This is a genomic window from Actibacterium sp. EMB200-NS6 (assembly GCF_001305615.1).
Classification (GTDB): domain Bacteria; phylum Pseudomonadota; class Alphaproteobacteria; order Rhodobacterales; family Rhodobacteraceae; genus Actibacterium_A; species Actibacterium_A naphthalenivorans.
The window spans coordinates 245462-268786 of sequence record NZ_CP010869.1; the positions used below are offsets into that span (position 1 = coordinate 245462).

Annotated in this window: 20 protein-coding genes; 9 read left to right on the forward strand and 11 right to left on the reverse strand. The window is 65.4% G+C overall.

Features of this window, described 5'->3' with window-relative positions; translation table 11 throughout:
• Window positions 1-13: 13 nt before the first annotated feature.
• Together rnr and TQ29_RS01175 are read left to right on the forward strand one after the other, a co-directional pair.
• Window positions 14-2269, forward strand: a complete 2256-nt coding sequence (gene rnr, locus TQ29_RS01170) for a ribonuclease R (protein WP_054537698.1) — start codon at window positions 14-16, stop codon at window positions 2267-2269.
• A gap of 87 nt (window positions 2270-2356) precedes the next feature.
• On the forward strand, window positions 2357-3667 hold the full coding sequence (locus TQ29_RS01175) for a lytic murein transglycosylase (RefSeq protein WP_054537699.1): 1311 nt from the start codon (window positions 2357-2359) through the stop codon (window positions 3665-3667).
• Between the two features lie 127 nt (window positions 3668-3794).
• Here TQ29_RS01175 and TQ29_RS01180 read toward each other — a convergent pair whose 3' ends face one another.
• The 11 genes from TQ29_RS01180 to TQ29_RS01230 form a co-directional block, all read right to left on the reverse strand.
• Entirely contained in the window at window positions 3795-4289 is a 495-nt protein-coding gene (locus TQ29_RS01180; RefSeq protein WP_054537700.1) for an RNA pyrophosphohydrolase, read from the reverse strand.
• A 37-nt stretch (window positions 4290-4326) separates the two neighbouring features.
• Complete coding sequence (locus TQ29_RS01185) at window positions 4327-5664, reverse strand: S41 family peptidase (RefSeq protein ID WP_054537701.1); 1338 nt, start codon at window positions 5662-5664, stop codon at window positions 4327-4329.
• A 6-nt stretch (window positions 5665-5670) separates the two neighbouring features.
• Complete coding sequence (locus TQ29_RS01190) at window positions 5671-6810, reverse strand: murein hydrolase activator EnvC (RefSeq protein ID WP_054537702.1); 1140 nt, start codon at window positions 6808-6810, stop codon at window positions 5671-5673.
• The gene (gene gpmI / locus TQ29_RS01195) at window positions 6807-8327 is read right to left on the reverse strand and encodes a 2,3-bisphosphoglycerate-independent phosphoglycerate mutase (RefSeq protein ID WP_054537703.1); all 1521 of its coding nucleotides are present in this window, start codon (window positions 8325-8327) and stop codon (window positions 6807-6809) included. Before gpmI ends, TQ29_RS01190 begins: the two co-directional genes overlap by 4 nt.
• 95 nt (window positions 8328-8422) lie before the next feature.
• Complete coding sequence (gene rlmH / locus TQ29_RS01200) at window positions 8423-8893, reverse strand: 23S rRNA (pseudouridine(1915)-N(3))-methyltransferase RlmH (RefSeq protein WP_037203517.1); 471 nt, start codon at window positions 8891-8893, stop codon at window positions 8423-8425.
• Window positions 8894-9259 (reverse strand): ribosome silencing factor, encoded by a 366-nt coding sequence (gene rsfS / locus TQ29_RS01205; RefSeq protein ID WP_037203516.1) that lies wholly within the window; start codon window positions 9257-9259, stop codon window positions 8894-8896. It abuts the gene before it with no gap.
• 168 nt (window positions 9260-9427) lie between these two features.
• On the reverse strand, window positions 9428-11155 hold the full coding sequence (locus TQ29_RS01210) for an ABC transporter ATP-binding protein (RefSeq protein WP_054537704.1): 1728 nt from the start codon (window positions 11153-11155) through the stop codon (window positions 9428-9430).
• A 3-nt stretch (window positions 11156-11158) separates the two neighbouring features.
• Window positions 11159-12022 carry a metallophosphoesterase gene (locus tag TQ29_RS01215; protein ID WP_054537705.1) on the reverse strand — a complete coding sequence of 288 codons (864 nt, stop codon included), beginning with the start codon at window positions 12020-12022 and terminating at the stop codon, window positions 11159-11161.
• Between the two features lie 63 nt (window positions 12023-12085).
• Window positions 12086-13639 carry an ABC transporter substrate-binding protein gene (locus TQ29_RS01220; RefSeq protein WP_054537706.1) on the reverse strand — a complete coding sequence of 518 codons (1554 nt, stop codon included), beginning with the start codon at window positions 13637-13639 and terminating at the stop codon, window positions 12086-12088.
• Between the two features lie 58 nt (window positions 13640-13697).
• The gene (locus TQ29_RS01225) at window positions 13698-14591 is read right to left on the reverse strand and encodes an ABC transporter permease (protein WP_054537707.1); all 894 of its coding nucleotides are present in this window, start codon (window positions 14589-14591) and stop codon (window positions 13698-13700) included.
• Window positions 14592-14594: 3 nt separating this feature from the next.
• Complete coding sequence (locus TQ29_RS01230; protein WP_054537708.1) at window positions 14595-15521, reverse strand: ABC transporter permease; 927 nt, start codon at window positions 15519-15521, stop codon at window positions 14595-14597.
• A 254-nt stretch (window positions 15522-15775) separates the two neighbouring features.
• Here TQ29_RS01230 and TQ29_RS01235 point away from each other — a divergent pair, with 254 nt between their 5' ends.
• The 7 genes from TQ29_RS01235 to TQ29_RS01265 all read left to right on the forward strand — a co-directional run bounded on the left by TQ29_RS01235 (window position 15776) and on the right by TQ29_RS01265 (window position 23324).
• Window positions 15776-16675 (forward strand): LysR substrate-binding domain-containing protein, encoded by a 900-nt coding sequence (locus TQ29_RS01235; RefSeq protein ID WP_054537709.1) that lies wholly within the window; start codon window positions 15776-15778, stop codon window positions 16673-16675.
• A gap of 201 nt (window positions 16676-16876) precedes the next feature.
• Complete coding sequence (locus TQ29_RS01240; protein WP_054537710.1) at window positions 16877-17692, forward strand: sugar phosphate isomerase/epimerase; 816 nt, start codon at window positions 16877-16879, stop codon at window positions 17690-17692.
• A gap of 281 nt (window positions 17693-17973) precedes the next feature.
• Window positions 17974-19548 carry an ABC transporter substrate-binding protein gene (locus TQ29_RS01245; protein ID WP_054537711.1) on the forward strand — a complete coding sequence of 525 codons (1575 nt, stop codon included), beginning with the start codon at window positions 17974-17976 and terminating at the stop codon, window positions 19546-19548.
• Window positions 19549-19604: 56 nt separating this feature from the next.
• The gene (locus TQ29_RS01250) at window positions 19605-20564 is read left to right on the forward strand and encodes an ABC transporter ATP-binding protein (protein ID WP_054537712.1); all 960 of its coding nucleotides are present in this window, start codon (window positions 19605-19607) and stop codon (window positions 20562-20564) included.
• Window positions 20561-21517 carry an ABC transporter ATP-binding protein gene (locus tag TQ29_RS01255; protein WP_054537713.1) on the forward strand — a complete coding sequence of 319 codons (957 nt, stop codon included), beginning with the start codon at window positions 20561-20563 and terminating at the stop codon, window positions 21515-21517. Before TQ29_RS01250 ends, TQ29_RS01255 begins: the two co-directional genes overlap by 4 nt.
• Window positions 21517-22449, forward strand: a complete 933-nt coding sequence (locus tag TQ29_RS01260) for an ABC transporter permease (protein WP_037211492.1) — start codon at window positions 21517-21519, stop codon at window positions 22447-22449. Before TQ29_RS01255 ends, TQ29_RS01260 begins: the two co-directional genes overlap by 1 nt.
• Window positions 22446-23324, forward strand: a complete 879-nt coding sequence (locus TQ29_RS01265; protein ID WP_054537714.1) for an ABC transporter permease — start codon at window positions 22446-22448, stop codon at window positions 23322-23324. Before TQ29_RS01260 ends, TQ29_RS01265 begins: the two co-directional genes overlap by 4 nt.
• The last annotated feature ends 1 nt before the right edge of the window (window position 23325 follow it).

The window sequence follows — 23325 nt, forward strand, 5'->3', positions numbered from 1 at the left end:
CTACCTCAAACATATGACACGGATCCCAGACAAAGCCGAGATCCTCGCCTGGATTGCTGACAATCCCGGCCAGACCTCCAAGCGCGAAATTGCCAAGGCCTTCGGTATCAAAGGCTCCGACCGGATCGATCTCAAGCGGATCCTGAAAGAGCTGGAGCAAGAGGGAAATCTGGAAAAACGGCGCAAGACCTATCGCGACCCGGACAAGCTTCCGCCGGTGTCGGTGCTGCAGATCCTGGAGCCGACGCCCGATGGCGATCTGTTCGCCCGGCCGCTGGAATGGCAAGGTGACGGGCCCGAGCCGAAGGTGCTGTTCGTTGCGCGCAACGCCGATCCGGCGCTGGGCGGCGGCGACCGTATCCTTGGCCGCCTGACAGAGGTGAAGGGCGAGGATCATCAATACGAGGCCCGGCTGATTCGCCGGATCGGCGCCAATCCGCACCGCATTCTGGGCATCTTCCGCAAGGAAACCGAAGGCGGGCGGATCAAGCCCATCGACAAGGGCGCCGACAAGGAATGGCTGGTGCCCGCCGGCGCCACCCATGGCGCGAAGGACGGCGAGCTGGTCGAGGCCGAGCAGACCGGGCCGCGTGCCCGCATGGGCCTGCCCCGTGCCCGCATCGTGACGCGGCTGGGCGACCCCGGCGCGCCGAAGGCGGTATCGCTGATCGCGATCCATCAGCACGGCATCCCCGACGATTTTCCCGATGACGTGATCGCCGAGGCCGACCGCGCCAAACCCGCAGGTCTGGGCAAGCGCGAGGATCTGCGCGACCTGCCGCTGATCACCATCGACCCGGCCGACGCGCGCGATCATGACGACGCGGTCTTCGCCGAGCCCGATGACGATCCGAAGAACGAAGGCGGGCATATTGTCTGGGTCGCGATCGCCGATGTCGCCTGCTACGTGACGCCCGGATCGGCGCTGGACCGCGAGGCGCGCAAGCGCGGCAACTCCACCTATTTCCCGGACCGTGTCGTGCCGATGCTGCCCGACCGTCTGTCGGGCGATCTGTGTTCGCTGCACGAAGGCGTGCCGCGCGCCTGTATCGCGGTGCGCATGAAGCTGGACATGGCGGGCAACAAGATCGGCCACCGGTTCACGCGCGGGCTGATGCGCTCTGCCGCGTCGCTGAACTACGAAGAGGTGCAGGCCGCCATCGACGGCGCGCCCAACGACAAGACCGAACCGCTCCTGAACGATGTTCTGAAGCCGCTCTATGCCGCCTATACCGCCGCGACCAGGGCCCGCCACGCGCGTCAGCCTCTGGATCTGGACCTGCCCGAACGGCGGATCGAGCTGAGCGAGGATGGCAAGGTGGCGTCGGTCCGGTTCCGTGATCGCTATGACGCGCACCGGCTGATCGAGGAATTCATGATCCTCGCCAATGTCTCGGCCGCAGAAGAACTGACCAAGATGCGCCGCCCGCTGCTGTTCCGGGTGCATGAAGAGCCCTCGCCCGAAAAGCTCGACGCGCTGCGCGATGTGGCGGCGGCCTCCGGCTTCACCCTGGCCAAGGGGCAGGTGCTGCAGACCCGGCATCTCAATCAGCTGCTCGACGCGGCGATGGGCACCGAGTTTTCCGAACTGATCAACCTGTCCACCCTGCGCTCCATGACACAGGCCTATTACAACCCCGAAAACTTTGGCCATTTCGGGCTGGCCCTGCGCAGCTATGCGCATTTCACCTCGCCGATCCGGCGCTATTCGGACCTGATCGTGCATCGTGCGCTGATCCTCGCCCATGGCTGGGGCGATGACGGACTCAGCCCCGAAGACATCGACCGGCTGGAAGAAACCGCAACCCATATCTCGGATACCGAACGCCGTTCAATGGCGGCAGAGCGTGACACGACCGATCGCTATCTGGCCGCCTACCTGTCGGAACGCGTGGGCAATGAATTCACCGGCCGCATTTCGGGCATCGCCCGTTTCGGTGTCTTCGTGAAGCTGGATGAAACCGGCGCCGATGGGCTGGTGCCGATCCGCGAGCTTGGCAATGAATACTTCCATCATGACCGTGAGGCGCAGACGTTGATGGGCGCCGACAGCGGCCTTGTCATCGGCATCGGCCAGCCCGTGACCGTGCGTCTGGCAGAGGCCGTGCCGGTGACCGGCGGGCTGATGCTGGAACTGCTGTCGATCGACGGAAAAACCCTGCCGCGCGGCCCGTCCAGATCCACGGGCAGACCTGTCCGGCGCAAACCGGCCAGCGCGCAGAAAAAGGCGGCCAAGGCCAAGCGCAAGGTGGCGCGCAAACGGCGCTGAACCGCGCAATGCCCTGATGCCCGCTTTGCGACTCTGCCCGGTCACGCTACACTCGATGCAAATAAAATCAGGCAAGCAGGGTCATCAATGAAACGCTGGGCAAGAACGGCCGGTCTGGTCGGGGCAACGCTTTTGGGGGGCGCCGCTCTCGCGGGGCCGCAGATGGAACAGGCGCCGCAACCGGTGCTGCGGCCGGGCGCGGCCGCATCCGCCATTCCGGCGGCGCGCCCGGCCCGGGCCGAGAAGCAGGATCTGGCACAGGTCTCGACATCCAACATCGGGTTCCGGCACTGGATCGACGGGTTCGCCGCGCGTGCGCGGGCCAAGGGCATCACGCCACAGGTCTTCGACGCGGCGCTGCGGGGGGTGAAATACAACACCGATGTGATCCAGAAAGACCGCAACCAGAGCGAATATACCAAGCAGATCTGGGATTACCTCGATAGCGCGGCCTCGCCCGTGCGGGTCGAGAACGGCAAGGCGGCGCTGCGCGATCATGGACGCGTGCTGCGGGCGATCGAAGCGAAATACGGGGTGGAGAAAGAGGTGGTCGCCGCCGTCTGGGGCTTGGAAAGCGCCTATGGCAGCCATCGCGGCACCATCCCGACGATCGAGGCGCTGGCCACGCTGGCCTATGACGGCCGGCGCGGTGCCTTCTTCGAGGCGCAATTGATCGACGCGCTGAAAATCCTTCAATCGGGCGACGTGCCGGCCAGCCGGATGACCGGCTCCTGGGCCGGCGCGATGGGGCATACGCAGTTCATCCCCTCCAGCTATCTGGCCTATGCGGTGGATTTCACCGGCGATGGCCGGCGCGATGTCTGGTCCGATGATCCGTCTGACGCGCTGGCCTCCACCGCGGCCTATCTGGCGCGCCATGGCTGGGTCACGGGGCAGCCCTGGGGGGTCGAGGTGGTGCTGCCGCGCGGCTTCAACTATGGCCTGGCCAGCCGCAAGATCCTGAAATCCCCCTCCGAATGGGCGGGGCTTGGCGTGCGCGGAATCGACGGCAGGCCAGTGCCCGACTACGGCGCGGCCTCGATCCTGCTGCCGGCCGGGTCGCAGGGCGCGGCCTTCATGATATTCAAGAACTTCAGCGTGATCGAACGCTACAATGTCGCCGACGCCTATGTCATCGGCGTGGGCCACCTGTCGGACCGGCTGAAGGGCGGCCCGCCGATCCAGGCAAGCTGGCCGCGGGGCTACAAGCCGCTGTCCTTTGCCGAAAAGCAGGAGATGCAGCGCCGCCTGACCCGCGCGGGATTTCTGGATGACAAGGTGGACGGCATCATCGGCCCCAACACGATCAACGCGATCCGCAGCTTCCAGAAATCGCGCGGCGTGACGCAGGATGGCTACCCGTCGCAAGAGCTGCTGAAACTGCTGAAAGGCGGCTGAGCGCACCCGAACCACGGCACCCGCCAGCCCTTGCTCTTCTTTTTCGCGAAAATATCCCCGCCGGAGGCAAGAAAGTGAACCGGCGCGGGCATCCCTTCCGTCCATTGGCGGAAGGGCGCGCGCCCGGTCAGCCCCGGCCCGCGATCTGCGGCCCCAGCTCCGCCACCACCTGCGCATAGACCTCGCGCTTGAAGGGCACGATATTGGCCACAAGCTGGTCGGCGGGCAGCCAGGCCCATTCGGAAAACTCCGGATGCTCGGTTTCGATGTCGATCTGGTCATCAGAGCCCAGAAAGCGCAGCAGGAACCAAAGCTGCTTCTGCCCGCGATACTTCCCCTTCCAGACCTTGCCGACCAGCTCATCCGGCAGGTCATAGGTCACCCAGTCGCCGGTCTGGCCGACGACCTCCACCAGATCGGCGGTCACGCCGGTCTCTTCCCACAGCTCGCGCAGGGCAGCGGCCTCGGGTGCTTCGCCCTTGTCGATGCCGCCCTGGGGCATCTGCCAGGCGGCAACCTCGGAATCCTTGCGCTGGCCGACGAAAATCCGGCCATCGGCATTCATCAGCATCACGCCCACGCAGGGGCGATAGGGCAAAGCGGCGATCTGTTCGGGCGTCATTCGTGCGAAAGGGCCGGCACCAGGCCGGCCCGCTCCCTTACTTGGAGGATTCGAGGGCCGACAGGCCCTTGAGGATATCGACCGCATAAGCCAGCTGATAATCCTCTTCGCGCAGCTTGGCGGCCTCGGCGGCCCTTGCCTGCTCTTCTTCGGCCTGCTTGCGCTCATCCTCGGTCATCGAGTCGTTGGTCAGGCTGCCGCGCAGATCGGCCTCTGACCGGGTGCGGGGGCCGGCCGCATCGGTTTCCTCGGTCTCGGCGGGCACGCGCGGCGGCTGCGGCACGACGATATCGGGCGATACGCCAAGCGCCTGGATCGACCGGCCGGAGGGTGTGTAATACCGCGCGGTGGTCAGGCGCATCGCGCCGCTTCCGCGCAGCGGCATCACCGTCTGAACCGAGCCTTTGCCGAAGCTCTTGGTGCCCACCACGATGGCGCGGCGGTGATCCTGCAGGGCGCCCGCCACGATCTCGGAGGCCGAGGCGGAGCCGCCGTTGATCAGCACCACCATCGGCGTGCCATCGGTCAGGTCGCCGTCGGTTGCGTTATAGCGGTCGCTGTCGGCCGGGTTGCGGCCGCGCGTCGATACGATCTCGCCCGCGTTCAGGAAGGCGTCCGACACCTTGATCGCCTGGGTCAGAAGCCCGCCGGGATTGTTGCGCAGATCAAGCACGACACCGTTGACATTGGCCAGCCCGCCCAGCTCCTCCACCGATTTCTCGAATTCGTCCTTCAGGTTGGGATAGGTCTGGTCGTTGAAAGTCGTGACCCGCAGAACGATCGTGCTGCCCACCAGGCGCGAGCGGACGGCCGTCAGCTTGATCGTATCGCGGGTGATGGTCACGTCGAACGGCTCGTCGATGCCTTCGCGGACAATGGTGATCACGATCTCCGACCCGACCGGCCCGCGCATCAGCTCCACCGCTTGGTCGAGGTTCAGGCCCAGCACGCTTTCGCCATCGACATGGGTGATGAAATCGCCGGCCTCGATGCCGGCCTCGTCGGCCGGGGTGCCGTCGATCGGGGAGACGACTTTGACAAAGCCCTCTTCCTGCGTCACCTCGATGCCCAGCCCGCCGAATTCCCCGCGGGTCTGAACCTGCATGTCGTCGAAATCCTTCGGCGGCAGATAGCTGGAATGCGGGTCGAGAGAGGTGAGCATGCCGTTGATGGCGGCCTCGATCAGGTCGGCGCTGTCCACCTCTTCGACATATTGCGCGCGAATGCGTTCGAAGATGTCGCCGAAAAGATCCAGCTGCTCATAGACCGATGTCTGCTGGTCGGCCTGCTGCGCGATCAGCGGACCGGCGATCTGTGTGGTCAGCACCGCGCCTGCCAGCGTACCGCCCAGTGCGGCCATCACGAATTTCTTCATCGGGTTCTATTCCTTTGTCAGTCTGAACCACTGTGCCGGGTCCACGGGCGCATTGCCCTGTCTTAGCTCAATATAAAGCGTTTCTGAACGGTCGCTACCACCACCTTCCGCGACATTTTCAAGAAAGGCGCTGACTTTGGGGTCGGCGCCGCCCATCAGCCCCACCGGCGCGCCCGCGGGCAGAACCTCGCCGACCTCACCATAAACCTGAGAAAGCCCCGCAAGCACCAGAAGAGTGTCGCCCGCAGGCTCAAGGATCATCACGTTTCCGTAGTCCAGCAACGGGCCGCGATAGCGGATGGTGGCCGGTGCCGGCGTTGTCACCAGCGCCAGCGGGCGGGTGGCGATCAACAGGCCGGGGCGGCGGATGCCGGCGGCGTCGGCTTCGTCATAGCGGCGCAGAAGGGTGCCCTGCACCGGCAGCGGCAGCGCCCCGCGCGCGGCGTCGAACCCGGCGGTGGCGGGGCGCGTGGCATCGCCTTGCAGGCTGGTCAGCCCGCTGGCGAAGCTTTCCAGCGTGTCGCTGCTTTCCAGAAGCTGGCGCAGCTTTTCCGGCTCGGCGGCGAAACGGCGGGGCAGGTCGGTGCGTTCGGAAATCGCCTGAGACAGCCGGGTGCGCGCGGCCTGGGCGCCGGAAAGACCGGCCGCCAGCGTGCCGGCCGCGCTTTCCTGAAGGGCGCGCAGCAGGGTCAGCTCCTCGAGCGTGGCGCGCAGTTCTTCGGCGCGGGCCTGGATGGCCGGGGTGACCTCGCTCAGCATCATGCCGGCGCGCGCGGTGCCGACCGGGCCGGAGGGGTGCAGCAACAGCAGCGTTTCAGGGTCGCGCTGCATCGTCTGCAGCACGCCGATCAGGCGCGAAACCTCTTCGCGGCGGGCATCGAATTCCAGCCGGATCGCCTGTTCGCGGATCGCCGCGCGGCGCAGCCCTTCGCGAATCGCGACCAGCCCTTCCTCATAGGCGCTGATCGTCCGGGTCAGCGCGGCGACCCTGTCATGCGCGCCATCGGCCTGTTGCAGCGCCAGCGCGGCCTGATCCAGCATCTGGGCCGCCCGCCGCGCGGTCAGCACCGGGTCGGTCGCGGCCGATGCGGCCGTGGCGCAAAGCCCCGACAAAAGACAAAGGATCAGGCCGGCCCGCCGGATCATTCCGTGATCAGGCTTTCGCCGGTCATCTCGGCCGGTTTCTCGAGGCCCATCAGTTGCAGCAGCGTTGGCGCAAGATCCGACAGCCGGCCCTGCCGCAGTTGCGCGCCCGCCGGCCCGCCGACGAGGATGACAGGCACCGGGTTGAGCGTGTGCGCGGTATGCGGCCCGCCGGTTTCAGGGTCCACCATCATCTCGCAATTGCCGTGGTCGGCGGTCACGATCATGGCGCCGCCCGCGGCCTCCAGCGCCTGCAATGCGCGGCCGAGGCCCTGATCCACTGCCGCGCAGGCGCGGATCGCGGCGCCCAGATCGCCGGTATGGCCGACCATATCGGGGTTGGCGTAGTTCACCACGATCAGGTCATAGCCCTTCTCGATCGCCTCGACGAACTTGTCGGTGACCTCCGCCGCCGACATCTCTGGCTGCAGGTCATAGGTGGCGACCTTGGGCGATTGCGGCATGAATCGGTCTTCGCCTTGTTCGGGCGTTTCCTTGCCGCCATTCAGAAAGAAGGTGACATGGGGGTATTTCTCGGTTTCGGCCAGGCGGAACTGGGTCCGCCCGTGCTGTGCCACCCAGGAGCCCAGCGTGTTCACGATCTCCCGCTTGGGATAGGCGGTGGTCATATAGGCGTTGTGGCCATCGGAATATTCGACCATGCCCAACAGCGCCGAAAGCCTGGGCCGGGTGCCTGTGTCGAACTCGGCGAAGCCCGGCTCGCCGATGGCGCGCATGATTTCGCGGGCGCGGTCCGCGCGGAAGTTCAGGCAGAAGAAACCGTCGCCGTCCTTCACACCTTCATAGCCTTCGATCACCGTGGCGGGGATGAACTCATCGAACTTGTCATCGGCATAGGCCTGGGCAACGGCGGATGCGGCATCAGGCGCGATATAGCCCTGACCGTGGATCATCGCCTCATAGGCGGCGCGCACCCGTTCCCAGCGGTTGTCGCGGTCCATGGCGTAATAGCGGCCGATCACCGTGGCGATTGATTCGCCGTAGTGCAGGCGCGAAACAAGCTGCGGGATGAAGCTGTCGGCCGATTTCGGTGCCACGTCGCGCCCGTCGGTGATGGCATGGATGGCCACCGGCACCCCGGCTTCGGTGATCGCCTCGGCCGCAGCCAGCATATGGGAGATATGGCCATGAACGCCGCCATCCGATACCACCCCCATCAGATGCGCGGTGCCGCCGGCGGCCTTGACCTTTTCGATGAACGCCAGCAGCGCCGGGTTTTCGAAGAACGAGCGATCCTCGATCGCAAGGTCGATCTGGCCCAGATCCATCGCCACCACCCGGCCCGCACCGATATTGGTATGCCCGACCTCCGAATTGCCCATCTGACCGGTGGGCAGGCCCACATCCGGCCCGTGGGTCACCAGCGAGGCATTGGGGCAGGTGGCCATGATGCGATCAAAGTTGGGGGTGTCGGCCAGGGCCGGGGCGTTGGCCGCCGTCTCTTCACGTTTGCCCCAGCCATCGAGGATGCACAGAACGACAGGTTTCGGAGTGGTCATGAAAGGCGCCCTCTGGAAATTTGCCACAGTTCTACGGCCCGGCACCGCGAAGGACAACCTGCGAGGGCCCCGGCAGGCGCGAATTTGCGGGTGGTTCAGGCCCGGTGATAGGGCGCCCCCGCCAGAATCGACGCCGCCCGGTAAAGCTGTTCGGTCAGCATCACGCGGGCCAGCATATGCGGCCAGACCATCTGTCCGAACGAAAGGCTGCTGTCGGCCCGCGCCCGCAGCGCCGGGTCGATGCCGTCGGCCCCGCCGATCACGAAGGCCAGATCGCCGCGCCCGTCATCGCGCCAGCGCGCCAGCATGTCGGCAAAATCGGGAGAGGACATCAGCTTGCCACGCTCATCCAGCGTGCAGAGCAGCGCGCCGGCGGGAATCGCGCGATCCAGCAGCGCCGCCTCGGCCGCCATGCCGCCGCCCTTGCGGTCTTCGACCTCATGAACGGTCAGCGGGCCAAGCCCCAGCGCGCGCCCGGTCCGGTCGAACCGGGTGGCATAGTCTTTGATCAGCGCAGCTTCAGGCCCCGCCCGAAGGCGGCCGACAGCGCAGATATGTACGCGCATTCAGACCTTGGAAGCAGCGGCCCCGGTGGGCATCCACATCTTTTCAAGCTGATAGAACTCGCGTACTTCCGGGCGGAACACATGGACGATCACATCGCCCGTGTCGATCAGAACCCAATCGCCCTGATCCTTGCCTTCCACCTTGGAAGAACGGCCAAGATCCTGTTTCAGCCGGTCGGTCAGCTTCTCTGCGATCGAGGCGACCTGGCGGGTCGAACGGCCCGAGCAGATGACCATGTAATCGGCCATCGCGGATTTGCCGCGCAGGTCGATCGTCACGATGTCTTCCGCTTTGTCGTCATCGAGAGAGGCAAGAATGCGTTCAAGCAGATCTTCGCTTGAAACATCAAAGGGGAGCTGCGTCATTGGCAGGTCCGTTGCGGTTGATACATGCACCGCGTCTGCATGATGGGACAGATCATTGTCCTCCTTCTCAGCACGCCGTCAAGGCCCCGGCGCCGGGCACCCTCCTAAGATAGCATCGCAAGGGGCCAATCTCAACTGACACGCGCCGAATGTAACACCTGGCCCGGCTCAGGCCGCCTCGGGCCGGACGAAATGGCCCGGCGCGGCCTCGTGCAGCGCGGCCGGTTCGGCCTCCGGCGCACGCGCCCCGGGCAGGGGGGCGCCCGGCGCAGCGCCCGCCCGGCGCCGGGCCGGATCGGGCGACAGAACCGCGGCAAGAAGACGGCGGGTATAGCTGTGGCGCGGGTTCCGCAGCACCTGCTGGCTTGGTCCCATCTCGACGATCTGGCCGCCATACATCACCGCGATGCGATGGCTGACCCGTTCCACCACCGCGATATCATGCGAGATGAACAGGAACGACATGTCATCGGCGCGCTGCAGATCCAGCATCAGGTCGGTCACCTGCCGGGCGATCGAGACGTCCAGCGCCGAGACAGGCTCGTCGGCGATGATCAGGCCGGGGCGCACCGAAAGGGCGCGGGCGATGCACAGCCGCTGACGTTGACCGCCGGAAAACTGATGCGGGAACCGATCCACCGCATCGGCCTCCAGCCCGACGCGCTCGACCAGCGACACGGCCAGATCGCGCCGGTCGGCGGCGCTGGCGAGGCCGTGCAGCCGGGCCGGTTCGGTCACCAGATCGCGCACCGCGTGGCGCGGGTTCAGGCTGGCATAGGGATCCTGAAAGATCATCTGCGCCGCCCGGCGCATCGGCCGCAGCGCCTCGCCCGTCAGGGCGGTGATGTCGGCGCCCATGATCCGCACCTCGCCGGCCGAAGGTTCGATCAGCCGCAGGATTGATCGTGCAAGCGTTGATTTGCCACAACCGGATTCGCCGACAAGACCCAGCGTTTCGCCGCGCCCGAGCGTCAGCGACACGTCGCGCACCGCCAGCACACCGGCGCCTTTACGGTTGAACAGACCCTGCCTGGACGCGAACCGGGTGCTGAGATTGCGCACCTCGAGCACCGGTTCGGGCCGGGGGATCGGGGCGGGCGATCCGGCGCCGAGCCTCGGCGTCGCGGCCATCAGCCGCCGGGAGTAGTCGGCGCATGGCCGGGCGAACAGCGTGGCGGCGGCGGCCTCTTCAACCACCTGCCCATGTTTCATCACCACCACATGATCGGCCATCTCCGCCACCACGCCCATGTCATGGGTGATGAACAGCACCGCCATGCCGATATCGGCCTGCAGCGCGCGGATCAGATGCAGGATTTCGGCCTGCGTCGTCACATCCAGCGCGGTCGAGGGTTCATCGGCGATCAGCAGTTCGGGCCGGCAGGCCAGTGCCATGGCGATCATCACCCGCTGCCGCAGCCCGCCCGAAAGCTCATGCGGATATTGCCCCAGCCGCCGGGCGGGGTCGGGGATGCGCACCTTTTCCAGACCCGCGCGCGCGGCCTCCAGTGCCTGCCGATGGGTCATCGCCTGATGGCGCACGAACACTTCGGCAAGCTGGCTGCCGACATTCATCACCGGATTGAGCGAGGTCATGGGCTCTTGAAAGATCATCGAGATGCGGTTGCCGCGCACCCGTTGCAACGCCGGTTCGGGCAGGGACGTCAGCTCCAGCGGCGGGGTACCGGACAGGGTGATGCTGCCGCCCGCGATCCGCCCGCCCTCGCGCTCGATCAGCCGCAGGATCGACAGCGCGGTGGCCGATTTTCCCGAGCCGGATTCACCGACCAGCGCAAGGGTCTCCCCCGCCGCGATGTCAAAGCTTATGCCCTTGACGGCCTCATGCGCGCCAAAGCGCACCTTCAGATCACGGATCGACAGAACGGGCAGGCTCATCTTTCACGTCTCCTTGCGGGGGCGCAGGCCCGCGTGTTCGCCAAAGGGCGGCAGCGGCGGGGTCCAGCGGCGGGCGGCGGGGGTCAGCACCGCCTGAAACGGGTCGCGCCCGAAGACCTGCCAGCGCAGGGTCTCGCCCAGCTCCATCAGGCCCCAGGCGGCGGCGGGCTCGCCTTGGGTGGTGAAGCTTTCGGTCAGCGATTGCTGCGTCAGATGCGGAATGCCATCGACCTGGGTAACCGTGTTCCAGTGTACATGGCCCGACAGGCAGGCGACCGGCTGGCGCGCCTGGGCGATTGCCGCGCGGGCGCGGTCGGCCATAGGATAGGTCGATGCGGCCGGGTTGCGCTCGAAGTAATAGTTGCCGGTCTGGGCGTGGCCTGAAACCGGTACGTGGCTGACCACCAGCATCGGCCGGTCCGCCGCCTGCGCGGTGCGCGCGAGCCACAACAGATCGGCCTCGCGCAGGATGAACCCGTGGTGATCGGGCCCGCGCGCGATCTTGCTGTCGGCGCGCCACAGCGCCAGCCGCCAGCCGTTCAGGTCCAGCGTCTGATGATCCAGCACCTGGCCCAGAATCTCGGCGTTCTCGGCCACGCTCAGGTGATCGCGGTCATGGTTGCCGTTGAGGTGTAAGACCGGCGCGGTGATGGCGCGGAAGGCATCGGCGACCTCGCGTTCCAGCCGCAGGTCGGTATCACGGTCGATATCGGAAATCCGGTCGCCCAGATCGAGTACCAGATCGGGCTTGGCATCGGCCGTGAAAAGGGCGAATTCGGCCATCAGGCCCAGGGCGGCATCGCCGCGTTTGGTGGCAGAGGGGGCGCCGTGGTGAATATCGGCGACAATGGCGATGCGAAGGGTCATGCAGGCACTCTTTCGGCGTAAAAGAGGCGGCGCGCCGATCGGCGCGCCGCCGTTTTCATGGGGTCAGCTGTCCGAGAAAGAGATCGAGCCGGCGCGGAAATCGAGCACATAGGGAATGTGCCCGGGCTTCGGCGCCCAGTTGACGTTCTTCTTCATCGCCCAGCTTTCATAGGGGCGATAAAGCGGCAGCACGGGCGGGTCCTGCCGGATACGCTCCATCAGTTCGGCATAGGCGGCCTTGCGCGCGGCCACATCCTTGGAAAAGCGGAACCGTTCCCAGATCTCGGCATATTCGGCATCGGTGTTGAACCGGCCCTCGGATTGCGACGGGCCGCCCGGCGCCCACATCACGCCGAACGATCCGAACGGGTCGGCGAAATACATCGGGTTCGACCAGTTGCGCGCCATCATCTCGGGGTCGTTACCTGACCACATTTCGGCGACGTCGACACGGCCTTTCAGGCCGACTTCGGCCCACATTTCGGTGATCGCCTGGGCGGCAAGCAGGCCGTTGGTGTAGTAAACCGGGTGCGTGTCGAAGGTGATCTCGAACCCGTCATAGCCGGCCTCCTGCAAAAGCTGGCGGGCCTTTTCGGGATTGTATTCGAAGGTTTTCAGCTCGGGCATGTAGAGATCGCCATATTCGGCCAGCGTGTGGCTCGACGGAACCACGGCCTTGCCCAGCCACAGCGCCTCGTTCAGCGTGTCGCGGTCGATCGCGAGGCTCATCGCCTGACGGATGCGCGGATCGCGCAGCTTGGGATGGTTCATGTTCATGATCATCACATGAAACAGCGGCGTGGCGCTGCCGACGGCGCGCAGGCTGTCATCGCTTTCGATCAGGGCAAGCTGATCGGGGGCGATGTTGGTAACGATATCGGCCTCGCCGGTCTTCAGCGCGGTCAGGCGCGACGCGGTTTCCGGGATGTGCCGCACGGTGGCCCTGGCCAGCGGCGCGGGTTCGCCCCAGAAGCCGTCGAAGCGCTCATAAACCACCCGCTCGCCCGGCACGAATTCGGACACGCGATAGGGGCCGGTGCCCACCGGCGCCAGCGAGAAGGCTTCGAAATCGCTGTCTTCGGCGACCGTCGGATCACCGGCCAGCGCCTTGGTGTATTCTTCGGGGATGATCATGACCTGCTGCAGGTTCAGCAGGGTTTCCCACAGCGGCTCTTCCTTTTCGACCGTGATGCGGACGGTATAGTCATCCACCTTTTCGGCGCCGGTGAAATTGCCCAGCCGGTCGCGCGAGCGTACCAGATAGGGCGCAAACGTGGCCTGATACATGCGGTTCAGCGAAAACACGACATCATCCGCCGTCATCTCTTCGCCGTTGTGGAACGTCACGCCCTGACGCAGCTTCAGCTCCATCACTTTCGGTTCGACGAGCTGCCACTCGGTGGCCAGGGCCGGGCGCCATTCGGCGCCGATCACGTCATGATTCTTGCCGATCAGCGTGTCGAACGCGTTGTAGTAGAATTGCGAGCCGACGTTGGAATGGTCGCGGCCAGGGTCGAGGTAGGACGACACGTTGGCGGCGCCCACGGTGATTTCCTGGGCCTGCGCGGTAACGGCAAGGCCGGTGGCAAGGGCGGTGGATAGAAGCAGTCTCAGCATGTGATATCTCCATCTGTCTGAGGGGGGCGGGCGGGCGTTGACGCCTCTTGTTGATGTTTCATCTCTCGCGCAGTCGGACATCGGCGCGGTCGCGCATCCAGTCGCCCAGGATCTGCACGGCGAAGGTGACAAGCAGAATCATCGCTGCGGGCGCGATCACGATCCATGGCGCGGTCGGCATATAGTCGCGCCCGACGCCCACCATTGACCCCAGCGTGGCGGTGGGCGGCTGTACCCCGAGGCCAAGGAACGACAGGGTCGATTCCAGGATCACGATGTTCGACACGGACAGTGTGAACTGCACCACCAGCGGCGACACGATATTGGGCAGGATATGGTTGCGCGCGATATGCCCGCGCGACGCGCCGGCGGCGCGGGCGGCCTCGATAAACGGCATCTCGGCGATCTTGCGCACCTCGGCGCGGACGATGCGGGCATATTGTTCCCATCCATAGACGCCAAGAACCAGAACCATGACCTGAAGGCTGGAGCCGAAGATCGCCAGAATCAGCAGCGCGATCAGGGTGAAGGGCACCGCGATCTGGATATCGACCGCCGCCATCACCAGATTCTCGACCCAGCCGCGCCGTATCCCCGCCGTCAGCCCCAGGCTGGCGCCGGTGAGCAGGCCGATACAGGCCCCGGCCAGCGCGAGCGACAGTGTCAGGCGCAGCCCGTAAAGGCAGCGCGACAGCACATCGCGGCCCAGCTCGTCGGTGCCCAGATAGAACCCGCTTTTGTAGCGTGCGAACCCGATCGGCGGGCGCAGGCGCGAGATCAGGCTTTGATCGACAGGATCGAAGGGCGCGATGAGAGGCGCCAGCGCGGCCAGTGCGATCAGGCTCAATCCCAGCACAATAGCAACGCGTTGAATGCCGTTGGCGGCGGCCCAATGGCCACGCAGCGCCTGCAGCAGCGGCGAGGTTCGTGGGGTGGGGGTGATGGAAACCATGTCTCAGCCCCCCGCCAGCCGGATACGCGGATCGGCCCAGGCATAGGCGATATCGACCACCGCGTTGATCACCACCACCGCCAGCGCGACGGAAATCACCCCGAACTGAAGCACCGGATAGTCCCGCATGATCGCCGAACGGACCAGCAGGTCGCCAATCCCCGGCCATGAAAAGATCGCTTCGATCACCACGTTTCCCGACGCGGCCATCCCGGCGATCTGCAGCCCGAGCACCGACAGGATGGTGACCCCGGCGTTCTTGAGCCCGTGCTTGAAGATGACGACATGTTCGGGCAGGCCCTTGGCCCGCGCCGTGCGCATATAATCCTGCCCCAGCACATCCAGCATCGCGTTGCGGGTGAACCGGGTCAGCGCCGCGATCAGGACGCCGGACATGGCGATGGTCGGCATCACGAAATGCCATGGCGAGCCGTTGCCCACCACCGGCAGCCAGTTCAGCGTGAAGGCGAAGATCAGGATCATGAAGATCGCCAGCACGAAATTCGGCACTGCATAACCCAGAAACGCCACGATCATCACCGCGCTGCCGATCCAGGATTTACGGTAGAGCGCGGCGGCAATGCCAAGCGGCACCGCGACCGCCAGCGTCAGCGCCAGCGAACTGGCCAAAAGCTGAAGCGACGGGCCGATGCGCTCGGCTACGATCTGCGACACCGGGCGGCGTTCCAGAAAGGAAATGCCGAACTCGCCGGCCAGGATCGAGCGCAGATAGCGCAGGTACTGCTCCCACACCGGGGCATCGAGCCCGAAATAGGCGGTCAGCACCGCGCGGTCTTCCTGGGTCAGCCCCTCGCCGACCACGATGTCGATCGGATTGCCCGACAGCCGCGTGGCGAAAAAGACAAGCGTGATGATCACGAACAGGGTGATCGCCATTTTCAGAACCGTGCGCAGCGCAAACATGATCATGCCGGGGCACCGCCGCACATGTTCCGGGTAGTTCGCAGGTTTTTGGCGGAAATAGTCTCTGTTCTGACGGGCATGAGATCTCCGGCGCCTCGCGGCGGGGCCGGAGGTATGTGCTGATGATTGCGGATCGCGTTGTTTGCGTCACAGCCTTCATCGGGCCGTTTGCATGCTCAGGGTGTGGCGGTGCTGTGACATTGCTGTAACAGGGCAAGGGTAGGCTTTGAGTCGAACAAGGGTTTGCCTTGAGGCGCCGCATGTCACTGACCCTTTCCCGCCTGCGAACGGTCAAAACCGTGGCAGAGGCCGGATCCTACGCCGCCGCGGCGCGGCAACTGGGGGTGTCGCAGCCCACCGTGTCACAGCAGATTCGCGAACTGGAGGCGGGTTATGGCGTGCGCCTGTTCACGCGCGAACGTGGCGCGCTGGTGCCGACGCCGTTGTGCCATGAACTCTCCGAAGTGGCCGAGCGCATTTCGATCGAGGGGGACGAGGCAGAACGGCTGCTGACCCGCCATTCCTCGCTGGAGCATGGGCGGCTGTCGGTCGGGCTGGGCAACACGATGCCGGGCATGGCGGTTGTCGCCGCCTTTCACAAGCGTCATCCGCGGGTGACGCTGAAAATCGAAAGCGGGTCGCATGATCAGATCGTGCGCGCGGTTCTGACCCGATCTGTCGATGTCGGCATTCTGCCCGACGTGGCCGAGGACGGCCGCTTTGCCCAAGCGGTTCTGGTGGAGAACGAGGTGGTGGCGATCGCCCCTCTCGCGCCGGCCTTTCCGAGTGCGGGCACGATGCGCAGCGCCGATCTGATCGGCTATCCGCTGATCTTCCGTTCGCGCGGATCATCAACCCAGCGCGTGGTGGACCGCAGCTTTCACCGGGCCGGGCTGAAGCCGCAGCCGTTCCTGACGCTCGACACCCGCGACGGCGTGTATGAGGCAGTGGTCAACGGCCTTGGCATCGGTTTCATGTGGCGCTACTGCACCGGCCGCCAGGACGGGGTGGCGCGCATCCGGCTGAGCGACTGCCCGGCCACGCATAGGGAAGTCGTGTTTTCGCTTGCCGCGGAACGCAGCCATCTGGTGGCCGAATTCATGACAATCGCAGAGGCCGAATGCGAAAGGTTTCGGGCCGCGGATTGGCAGATGGCGTAGCGGTCTGCGCTGACCCCCGGTGCGGGAAAATGGCTGGTTCGGCCTGAACAGGCTCGCATTTCTCGCGGATCAGCACAAATCGGCGCCTGTTACAGTTAACGCTCAAAGCCTTTTCAAAGACGTCACGCGGGTTTTGCTCAACCATTACCTTGGCGGGCGATTGTGTGCCGATGGGGATTTTCAACTTCGAGGGTTTCAAAGATGTCCGTACCTACCATCGGCGCCGCATTGGGTGTTGCCGATCTTGCGCAGTATCGCGACTGGCTGCTGGAGGCGCAGCGCGATCTGGAACTTCAGAGCTTTTTCGACGCCGCCGTTCTGAACAGCGACTGGCAGCCGCTGGTCGACGAGGCCCTGCGGCAGCTTGACGGCCATACCGGGCGGCTGGGCATTCACGGGCCGTTCTGGGGCTTCACCATCCACAGCAAAGATCCGGAGGTGCGCGCCGTCGTGGCCAAGCGCATGGATCAGGCGCTGGACGTCTGTGATGCCGTCGGCGCGACGCAGATGGTGATCCATTCACCCTATACGACCTGGGACCACAATAATTTCGACAATAACGAAGATGCCCGCGCGACGCTGATCGAAAACACCCACGCGACCATCGGCGGCGTGGTGAAACGGGCGGAGGATCAGGGCGTGGTTCTGGTGATCGAGAATATCGAGGACGTGGACCCGATCGACCGCCGGCATCTGGCCAACAGTTTCGATTCCGACGCGATCCGCCTGTCGATCGACACGGGCCACGCCTTTTATGCGCATACCTGCAACGGCGCGCCGCCGGTGGATTACTATGTGAAATCGGCCGGCGAGATGCTGAACCACGTGCATCTGCAGGATGCTGATGGCTATGCGGACCGTCACTGGGCCATCGGCGAGGGCAAGATCCGCTGGCATTCGATCTTCAGGGCGCTGGAAAAGCTGGAGGTCAGGCCACGGTTACTGCTGGAGTTGCGCGACAAGGCCGGCATTCCCGCGTCGATGGAATTCATTCAGCGCGAGGGGCTGGGCCAGTAACGCAGCCGAGCGGCGCGAAAGCGGGCTTTGCGGCCGGGTTTTCCCCCGCGGCGCCCGAACGCGGCGCGGCGCTGCGCCGGCGGAGAAAACACCTTTCGGGGCGCGCTGGATTTCAACCCTCTGTTTTCAATCGGTTTTCTTATCCACAGTCATGAAAGCCCCACAAATGCGATTCAAAAAAATCACCTTTTGTTAACGGCTGTGTCGTGGGTGGCGGTCACCTGTCTTGACGTGCTGCGCCGCCACTCCGGCGCTGTCATCCAGACAAAGGGATCCGACGAATGCTGAAACAACTGCTCAAGGGCGTTGCAGCCGCTGCGCTGTCGCTGGCCGTGTCGGCCGGCGCCCACGCCCAGGAAGACACGAGGCCCGATCTGACCGTGGCCGTGAACAACCTGCCCGACAGCCTCGAAGGGATCGAGGAGATGGGCAATGTGGCCGTGCGCATCACCTATTCGATGTTCGACAGCCTGATCCGCCGGGATTTCCTGGCCGACGGCTCCGGCACGGCCTCCAAGCTGGTGCCGGGCTTGGCCGAAAGCTGGACGCGCATCGACGACCGCACGCTGGAACTCAAACTGCGCGAAGGCGTGACCTTTCACGATGGCTCCGAGCTGACATCGGACGACATCGTGTTTTCGTTCAACCCGGGCCGCGGCCACGGCTATGCCCCGCTGATCGGCGCGGCGCGCCGCTTCATGCTGACCATCAGCCATGTAGAGCCGGTAGACAAATACACCGTGCGCATCGTGTCGAAAGAGCCCGACGTGCTGCTGGAACAGCGGCTGGCCGGCTACGCGTTCTGGGTGGTAAACGCCAAGAACTACCTGACCGTCGGCAAGGATGCCTTCGCGCGCAAGCCGATCGGCACGGGCCCGTATAAAATGGACGAATGGGTTGACGGAGAATACATCCGCCTCGTCTCGCATGACGATTACTTCGGCGGCAAGCCGACCGCCAAATCGGTGACATTCGTCGAGGTGCCGGAAACCTCTGCCCGGATCGCGGGGCTGGTGTCGGGCGAATATGACATTTCGGTCAACATCCCGCCGGATCAGATCGCGACGATTGAAAGCTATGACGATCTGAAGGTCGAGCAGATCGTGCTGGACAACACCCATATGCTGGTCTTCTTCACCAAGGGCCCGCTGGAAGACAAGCGCGTGCGCCAGGCGCTTTCGCTGGCCATCAACCGCCCGCTGCTGCGCGAGGCGCTGTGGGACAACAAGAACTACACGCCCAACGGCCATCAGCTTCCGGCCTATACGATGTGGATCAAGGATTATCCCGAATTCGCCTATGATCCGGAAAAGGCCAAGGCCCTGCTGAAGGAAGCCGGGTATGACGGCGAAGAGATCATCTACAAGCTGCCGATGAACTATTACCTGCTGTCGATGGAAGCGGCGCAGGCGATGCAGCAGATGTGGAAAGAGGTCGGCCTGAACGTGACCCTGCAGCCGGTGGAAAACTGGAGCCAGGTGACCGATGCCGATCAGCCGGTGCATATCCGCCCCTGGTCCAACACCCACCGCATGCCCGACCCGCTGGGTTCTTTCGTGCCGCAATGGGGCAAGGACAGCGGTATCCAGAAGAACAAGCAGGATGCCGACCGCGCCTGGGACGCGCCGGCCCGGTTCAACGAGCTGCAGGACGTGATGGTATCCTCGACCGACTGGGACGTGCGCAAGCAGGCCTATCGCGACGCGCTGGACATCTGGATGGATGAGGCGCCGGGCACCATGCTTTACAACCCGCTGGAGACCTATGCGATGCGCAAGGACATCGGGTGGAAGCCTTACGGCCTCTACTACATGGATCTGCGCCCGTACAACCTTCAGTTCGGCGCAGGGAACTGAGGCGGGCAGAGGCTGGCGCACATTGCGCCGGCCTCTGCCTCCACATCAAAAAAACCATGCTGCTTTCCGTTGAAAATATCGAAGTGACGATCGCGCGCCCCAAGGGGGGCGCGGTTCGGCCCGTGCTCGATGTCTCGCTGTGTGTCGAGGCGGGAGAGACCGTTGCGCTGGTGGGCGAATCCGGCTGCGGCAAGTCGATGACCTGCCTTGCCATCGGCGGGCTGCTGCCCCGGCGCGGATATGTCAGCGCCGGGCAGGTCCGGTTTCAGGGGCAGGATCTTGTGCCGCTGCCGGCAGACCAGGCCCGCGCGTTGCGGCGCAGCGGCATGGCCAGCGTGTTTCAGGATGCCACCGGCGGGCTGAACCCGGTGCGCACCATCGGCTGGCAGATCGCAGAGGCGGTACGCCTGCGCAAGGGCGGTACCCGCGCCGAGTGCCGGGCCGAGGCGGTGCGCCTGCTGGGCCGTGTCGGGCTGCCCGCGCCCGAACGGCGCGCCCGCGAATATCCGCATCAGTTTTCCGGCGGCATGAACCAGCGCGCGATGATCGCGCTGGCCATCGCCGGCGACCCCAAGCTGCTGATCGCCGACGAGGCGACAACCGCGCTGGACGTGACGCTTCAGGCGCAGATCCTCGATCTGATCGGCGATCTGCGCGATACGCTGGGGATGGGGGTGCTGTTCGTCACCCATGATCTTGGCCTCGTGGCGCAATCGGCCGATCGGGTGGTGGTGATGTATGCCGGCCGTGCGGTGGAAAGCCGGGCGGTGGGGCCGATCTTTGCCGCGCCGCGCCATCCCTATACCTCGGGCCTGCTGAACGCGCTGCCGCGCCCCGATGCCGACCGCGCCCGGCTGGCCAGCATCGACGGCGTGGTCCCGCCGATCGACGCGCTGCCGCCCGGCTGTGCCTTCGCGCCGCGCTGCCCGCACCGCAGCGGGCTTTGCGAACAGGCCGATCCGGCCCTGACCGGCAGTGTCGCCTGCCACCACCCGGTGCGGGAGGCGGCGGCATGAGCGTGATCCTTCAGGCGCGGGGGCTTACGAAATCCTATCAGTCGCGGCGCGGCGGGCTGTTGCGCCGCCCCCGCCGCTTCTTTGCCGTGGAGGGGGTGGACCTGACGCTGGCGCAGGGCGAGACGCTGGGCATCGTCGGGGAATCGGGCTGCGGGAAATCGACGCTGGCCAAGCTGTTGCTGGGCCTGATCGAGGCCGATGGCGGCAGCGTTCGGATCGGCGGCGAAGACAGCCTGAACGTATCGGATGCCCAATGGCGCGGGCTGCGCCGGCGGATGCAGATGGTCTATCAGGATGCGGCCGGCGCGCTGGACCCGCGCCTGCGGGTGCGCGCGCAGGTCGAAGAGCCGCTGCGCATCCATGGCCTGCCGCCCGAGGCCGCCGCCGATGCGCTGCGCGCCGTGGGCCTGTCGGGTGCGCTGGCCGGGCGCTATCCGCATGAGATGTCGGGCGGGCAGTTGCAGCGCGTGGTGATCGCCCGCGCGCTGGCGCTCGGGCCCGAACTGCTGGTGCTGGACGAGCCTGTGTCGGCGCTGGACGTGTCTATTCAGGCGCAGATCGTCAACCTGCTGGAGGATCTGCAGCGCGACCGGGGGCTTTCCTATGTCTTCGTCAGCCACGATCTTGGCGTGGTGCGCCATATCTCTGACCGGATCGCGGTGATGTATCTGGGGCGGATTGTCGAAGAAGCGCCGCGCGGCACGTTTTATGCCGGCCCGCTACACCCCTATTCCCGCGCACTGCTGGATGCGGTGCCACGCCCCGACCCGGCCCGCCGGCGCGAGACGGCGGCGCGGATCGGCGACCCGCCGAACCCGGCCAGCCCGCCGACCGGGTGCCGGTTCCATCCGCGCTGCCCCTTCGCCGCCGACATATGCAAGACAGAGCCGCCGGCGCTGCGCGATTTCGGCGGCCGCCGCGCCGCCTGCCACCGGGCAGAGGAGATCGGCTGATGCGCTGGGTGACAATCAAGAGCCTGCGCGCGGTGCTGACCATGTGGCTGGTCGTGACGTTCGTGTTCTTCGTGCTGCGACTTTCGGGCGACCCCACCGACGTGCTGCTGCCCGATGACATTGATCAGGCGACCCGTGATTTCTATCGCACGCTCTGGGGGCTGGATGCGCCGCTGTGGGATCAGTATGTCAGCTATCTGCGGGGCCTTGCGCATGGCGACTTCGGCATTTCCTTCCGCAACAATCAGGATGCGTTTCAGCTTGTCCGCGACAGGGTGCCGAAAACGGCGCTGCTGGGCGGCACGGCCATCGCGATCGCGCTGTTGCTGGGCGTGCCGCTGGGCGTGCTGGCGGCCCTCTACCGCGACAGCTGGCTTGACCGCACGGTCATGGGGCTGGCGGTGTTCGGTTTTTCCATGCCCAATTTTTTCCTCGGTATCCTGTTGATCCTGATCTTTTCGCTGCAACTGCGCTGGCTGCCCTCTTCCGGCTCGGGCACATGGTGGCATCTGATCATGCCGGCGCTGACGCTGGGCACCGGTTTCGCCGCCCAGATCGCGCGCTACACACGATCTTCGATGATCGACGTGCTGTCGAAGCCCTATATGCGCACGGCCCGCTCCAAGGGTGCCGGGCCGGCGCGCCGGGTGGGTCTGCACGCGCTGCCCAATGCCTCTGTGCCCGTGGTCACGATCCTGGGGCTGAAGGTGGGCGAGATGCTGGGCTGGGCGGTGGTCACCGAAACCGTATTTGCCTGGCCCGGTATCGGGCGGCTGCTGACCAACGCGGTGGCGACGCGCGATCTGGCGGTGGTGCAATGCATCATGATCGTGCTGGCCTTCACCATGGTCAGCGCCAACGTGATCGTCGATCTGGTGTATGGCTGGCTGGATCCTCGGGTCCGGGTCGGAGCGGGGGCAAGACAGCGATGAGTGTGATTGACAGGCCCCTTGCCGCCCGGCGGCGCTGGCGGATCCCGGGCGGGGTGCCCTTGGTGGTGGCGCTGGCCATGGGTTTCATGGCGCTGATGTTTGTGGTGATGATCTTCGCGCAGCTGATCCAGCCCTATGCGTTCGAGCATATCGACCTGATGAACCGCATGACGCCGCCGCTGCCGCTGGAAGGGGCCGACTGGCGCCACCCGCTGGGCACCGACAAGCTGGGCCGCGATCTCTTTTCACGGCTGCTGATCGGCGCGCAGACCTCGATGCTGCTGGCGCTGCTGGGCACCTGCATCGGGGCGGTTCTGGGCATCGCCCTGGGGTTTTTCGCCGCGCACCGTGGCGGCTTGCTGGACGAGGCGATCATGACGCTGGTCGATTTTCAGGCCGCGATGCCCTGGTTCATCATCGCGCTGGCGATCCTGGCGTTCATGGGCAATTCGATGCTCATCTTCATTCTGATCATGGGGCTTTACGGGTGGGAGGCCTATGCCCGCGTCACCCGTGGCCTCGTGCTTGGCGCGCGCGAACAGGGCTATGCGCTGGCGGTGCGCGGGCTGGGGGCGAAGCCGCGCTGGATCTATCTGCGCCATGTGCTGCCCAATATCTCGGGGCCGCTTCTGGTGCAGCTCACCATCAACTTTCCCAACACCATCCTGTTCGAGACCTCGCTCAGCTTTCTGGGCCTTGGCATCCGCCCGCCGATGACCTCGCTGGGGCAGATGCTGGGCGAGGGGCGGGATTACCTGATCAACGCCTGGTGGCTGGCCGTCATTCCCGGCGCGGTGATCTTTTTCACCACGCTGTCGATGTCGGTGCTGGGCGACTGGCTGCGCGCGCGGCTGGACCCGTCGCTGGAAAACTGAC

Bases quoted from the DNA above. Each gene is read 5' to 3' on its own strand.
- rnr (WP_054537698.1), top strand. From the start codon at position 14: ATGACACGGATCCCAGACAAAGCCGAGATCCTCGCCTGGATTGCTGAC.
- TQ29_RS01175 (WP_054537699.1), top strand. From the start codon at position 2,357: ATGAAACGCTGGGCAAGAACGGCCGGTCTGGTCGGGGCAACGCTTTTG.
- TQ29_RS01180 (WP_054537700.1), bottom strand. From the start codon at position 4,289: ATGACGCCCGAACAGATCGCCGCTTTGCCCTATCGCCCCTGCGTGGGC.
- TQ29_RS01185 (WP_054537701.1), bottom strand. From the start codon at position 5,664: ATGAAGAAATTCGTGATGGCCGCACTGGGCGGTACGCTGGCAGGCGCG.
- TQ29_RS01190 (WP_054537702.1), bottom strand. From the start codon at position 6,810: ATGATCCGGCGGGCCGGCCTGATCCTTTGTCTTTTGTCGGGGCTTTGC.
- gpmI (WP_054537703.1), bottom strand. From the start codon at position 8,327: ATGACCACTCCGAAACCTGTCGTTCTGTGCATCCTCGATGGCTGGGGC.
- rlmH (WP_037203517.1), bottom strand. From the start codon at position 8,893: ATGCGCGTACATATCTGCGCTGTCGGCCGCCTTCGGGCGGGGCCTGAA.
- rsfS (WP_037203516.1), bottom strand. From the start codon at position 9,259: ATGACGCAGCTCCCCTTTGATGTTTCAAGCGAAGATCTGCTTGAACGC.
- TQ29_RS01210 (WP_054537704.1), bottom strand. From the start codon at position 11,155: ATGAGCCTGCCCGTTCTGTCGATCCGTGATCTGAAGGTGCGCTTTGGC.
- TQ29_RS01215 (WP_054537705.1), bottom strand. From the start codon at position 12,022: ATGACCCTTCGCATCGCCATTGTCGCCGATATTCACCACGGCGCCCCC.
- TQ29_RS01220 (WP_054537706.1), bottom strand. From the start codon at position 13,639: ATGCTGAGACTGCTTCTATCCACCGCCCTTGCCACCGGCCTTGCCGTT.
- TQ29_RS01225 (WP_054537707.1), bottom strand. From the start codon at position 14,591: ATGGTTTCCATCACCCCCACCCCACGAACCTCGCCGCTGCTGCAGGCG.
- TQ29_RS01230 (WP_054537708.1), bottom strand. From the start codon at position 15,521: ATGATCATGTTTGCGCTGCGCACGGTTCTGAAAATGGCGATCACCCTG.
- TQ29_RS01235 (WP_054537709.1), top strand. From the start codon at position 15,776: ATGTCACTGACCCTTTCCCGCCTGCGAACGGTCAAAACCGTGGCAGAG.
- TQ29_RS01240 (WP_054537710.1), top strand. From the start codon at position 16,877: ATGTCCGTACCTACCATCGGCGCCGCATTGGGTGTTGCCGATCTTGCG.
- TQ29_RS01245 (WP_054537711.1), top strand. From the start codon at position 17,974: ATGCTGAAACAACTGCTCAAGGGCGTTGCAGCCGCTGCGCTGTCGCTG.
- TQ29_RS01250 (WP_054537712.1), top strand. From the start codon at position 19,605: ATGCTGCTTTCCGTTGAAAATATCGAAGTGACGATCGCGCGCCCCAAG.
- TQ29_RS01255 (WP_054537713.1), top strand. From the start codon at position 20,561: ATGAGCGTGATCCTTCAGGCGCGGGGGCTTACGAAATCCTATCAGTCG.
- TQ29_RS01260 (WP_037211492.1), top strand. From the start codon at position 21,517: ATGCGCTGGGTGACAATCAAGAGCCTGCGCGCGGTGCTGACCATGTGG.
- TQ29_RS01265 (WP_054537714.1), top strand. From the start codon at position 22,446: ATGAGTGTGATTGACAGGCCCCTTGCCGCCCGGCGGCGCTGGCGGATC.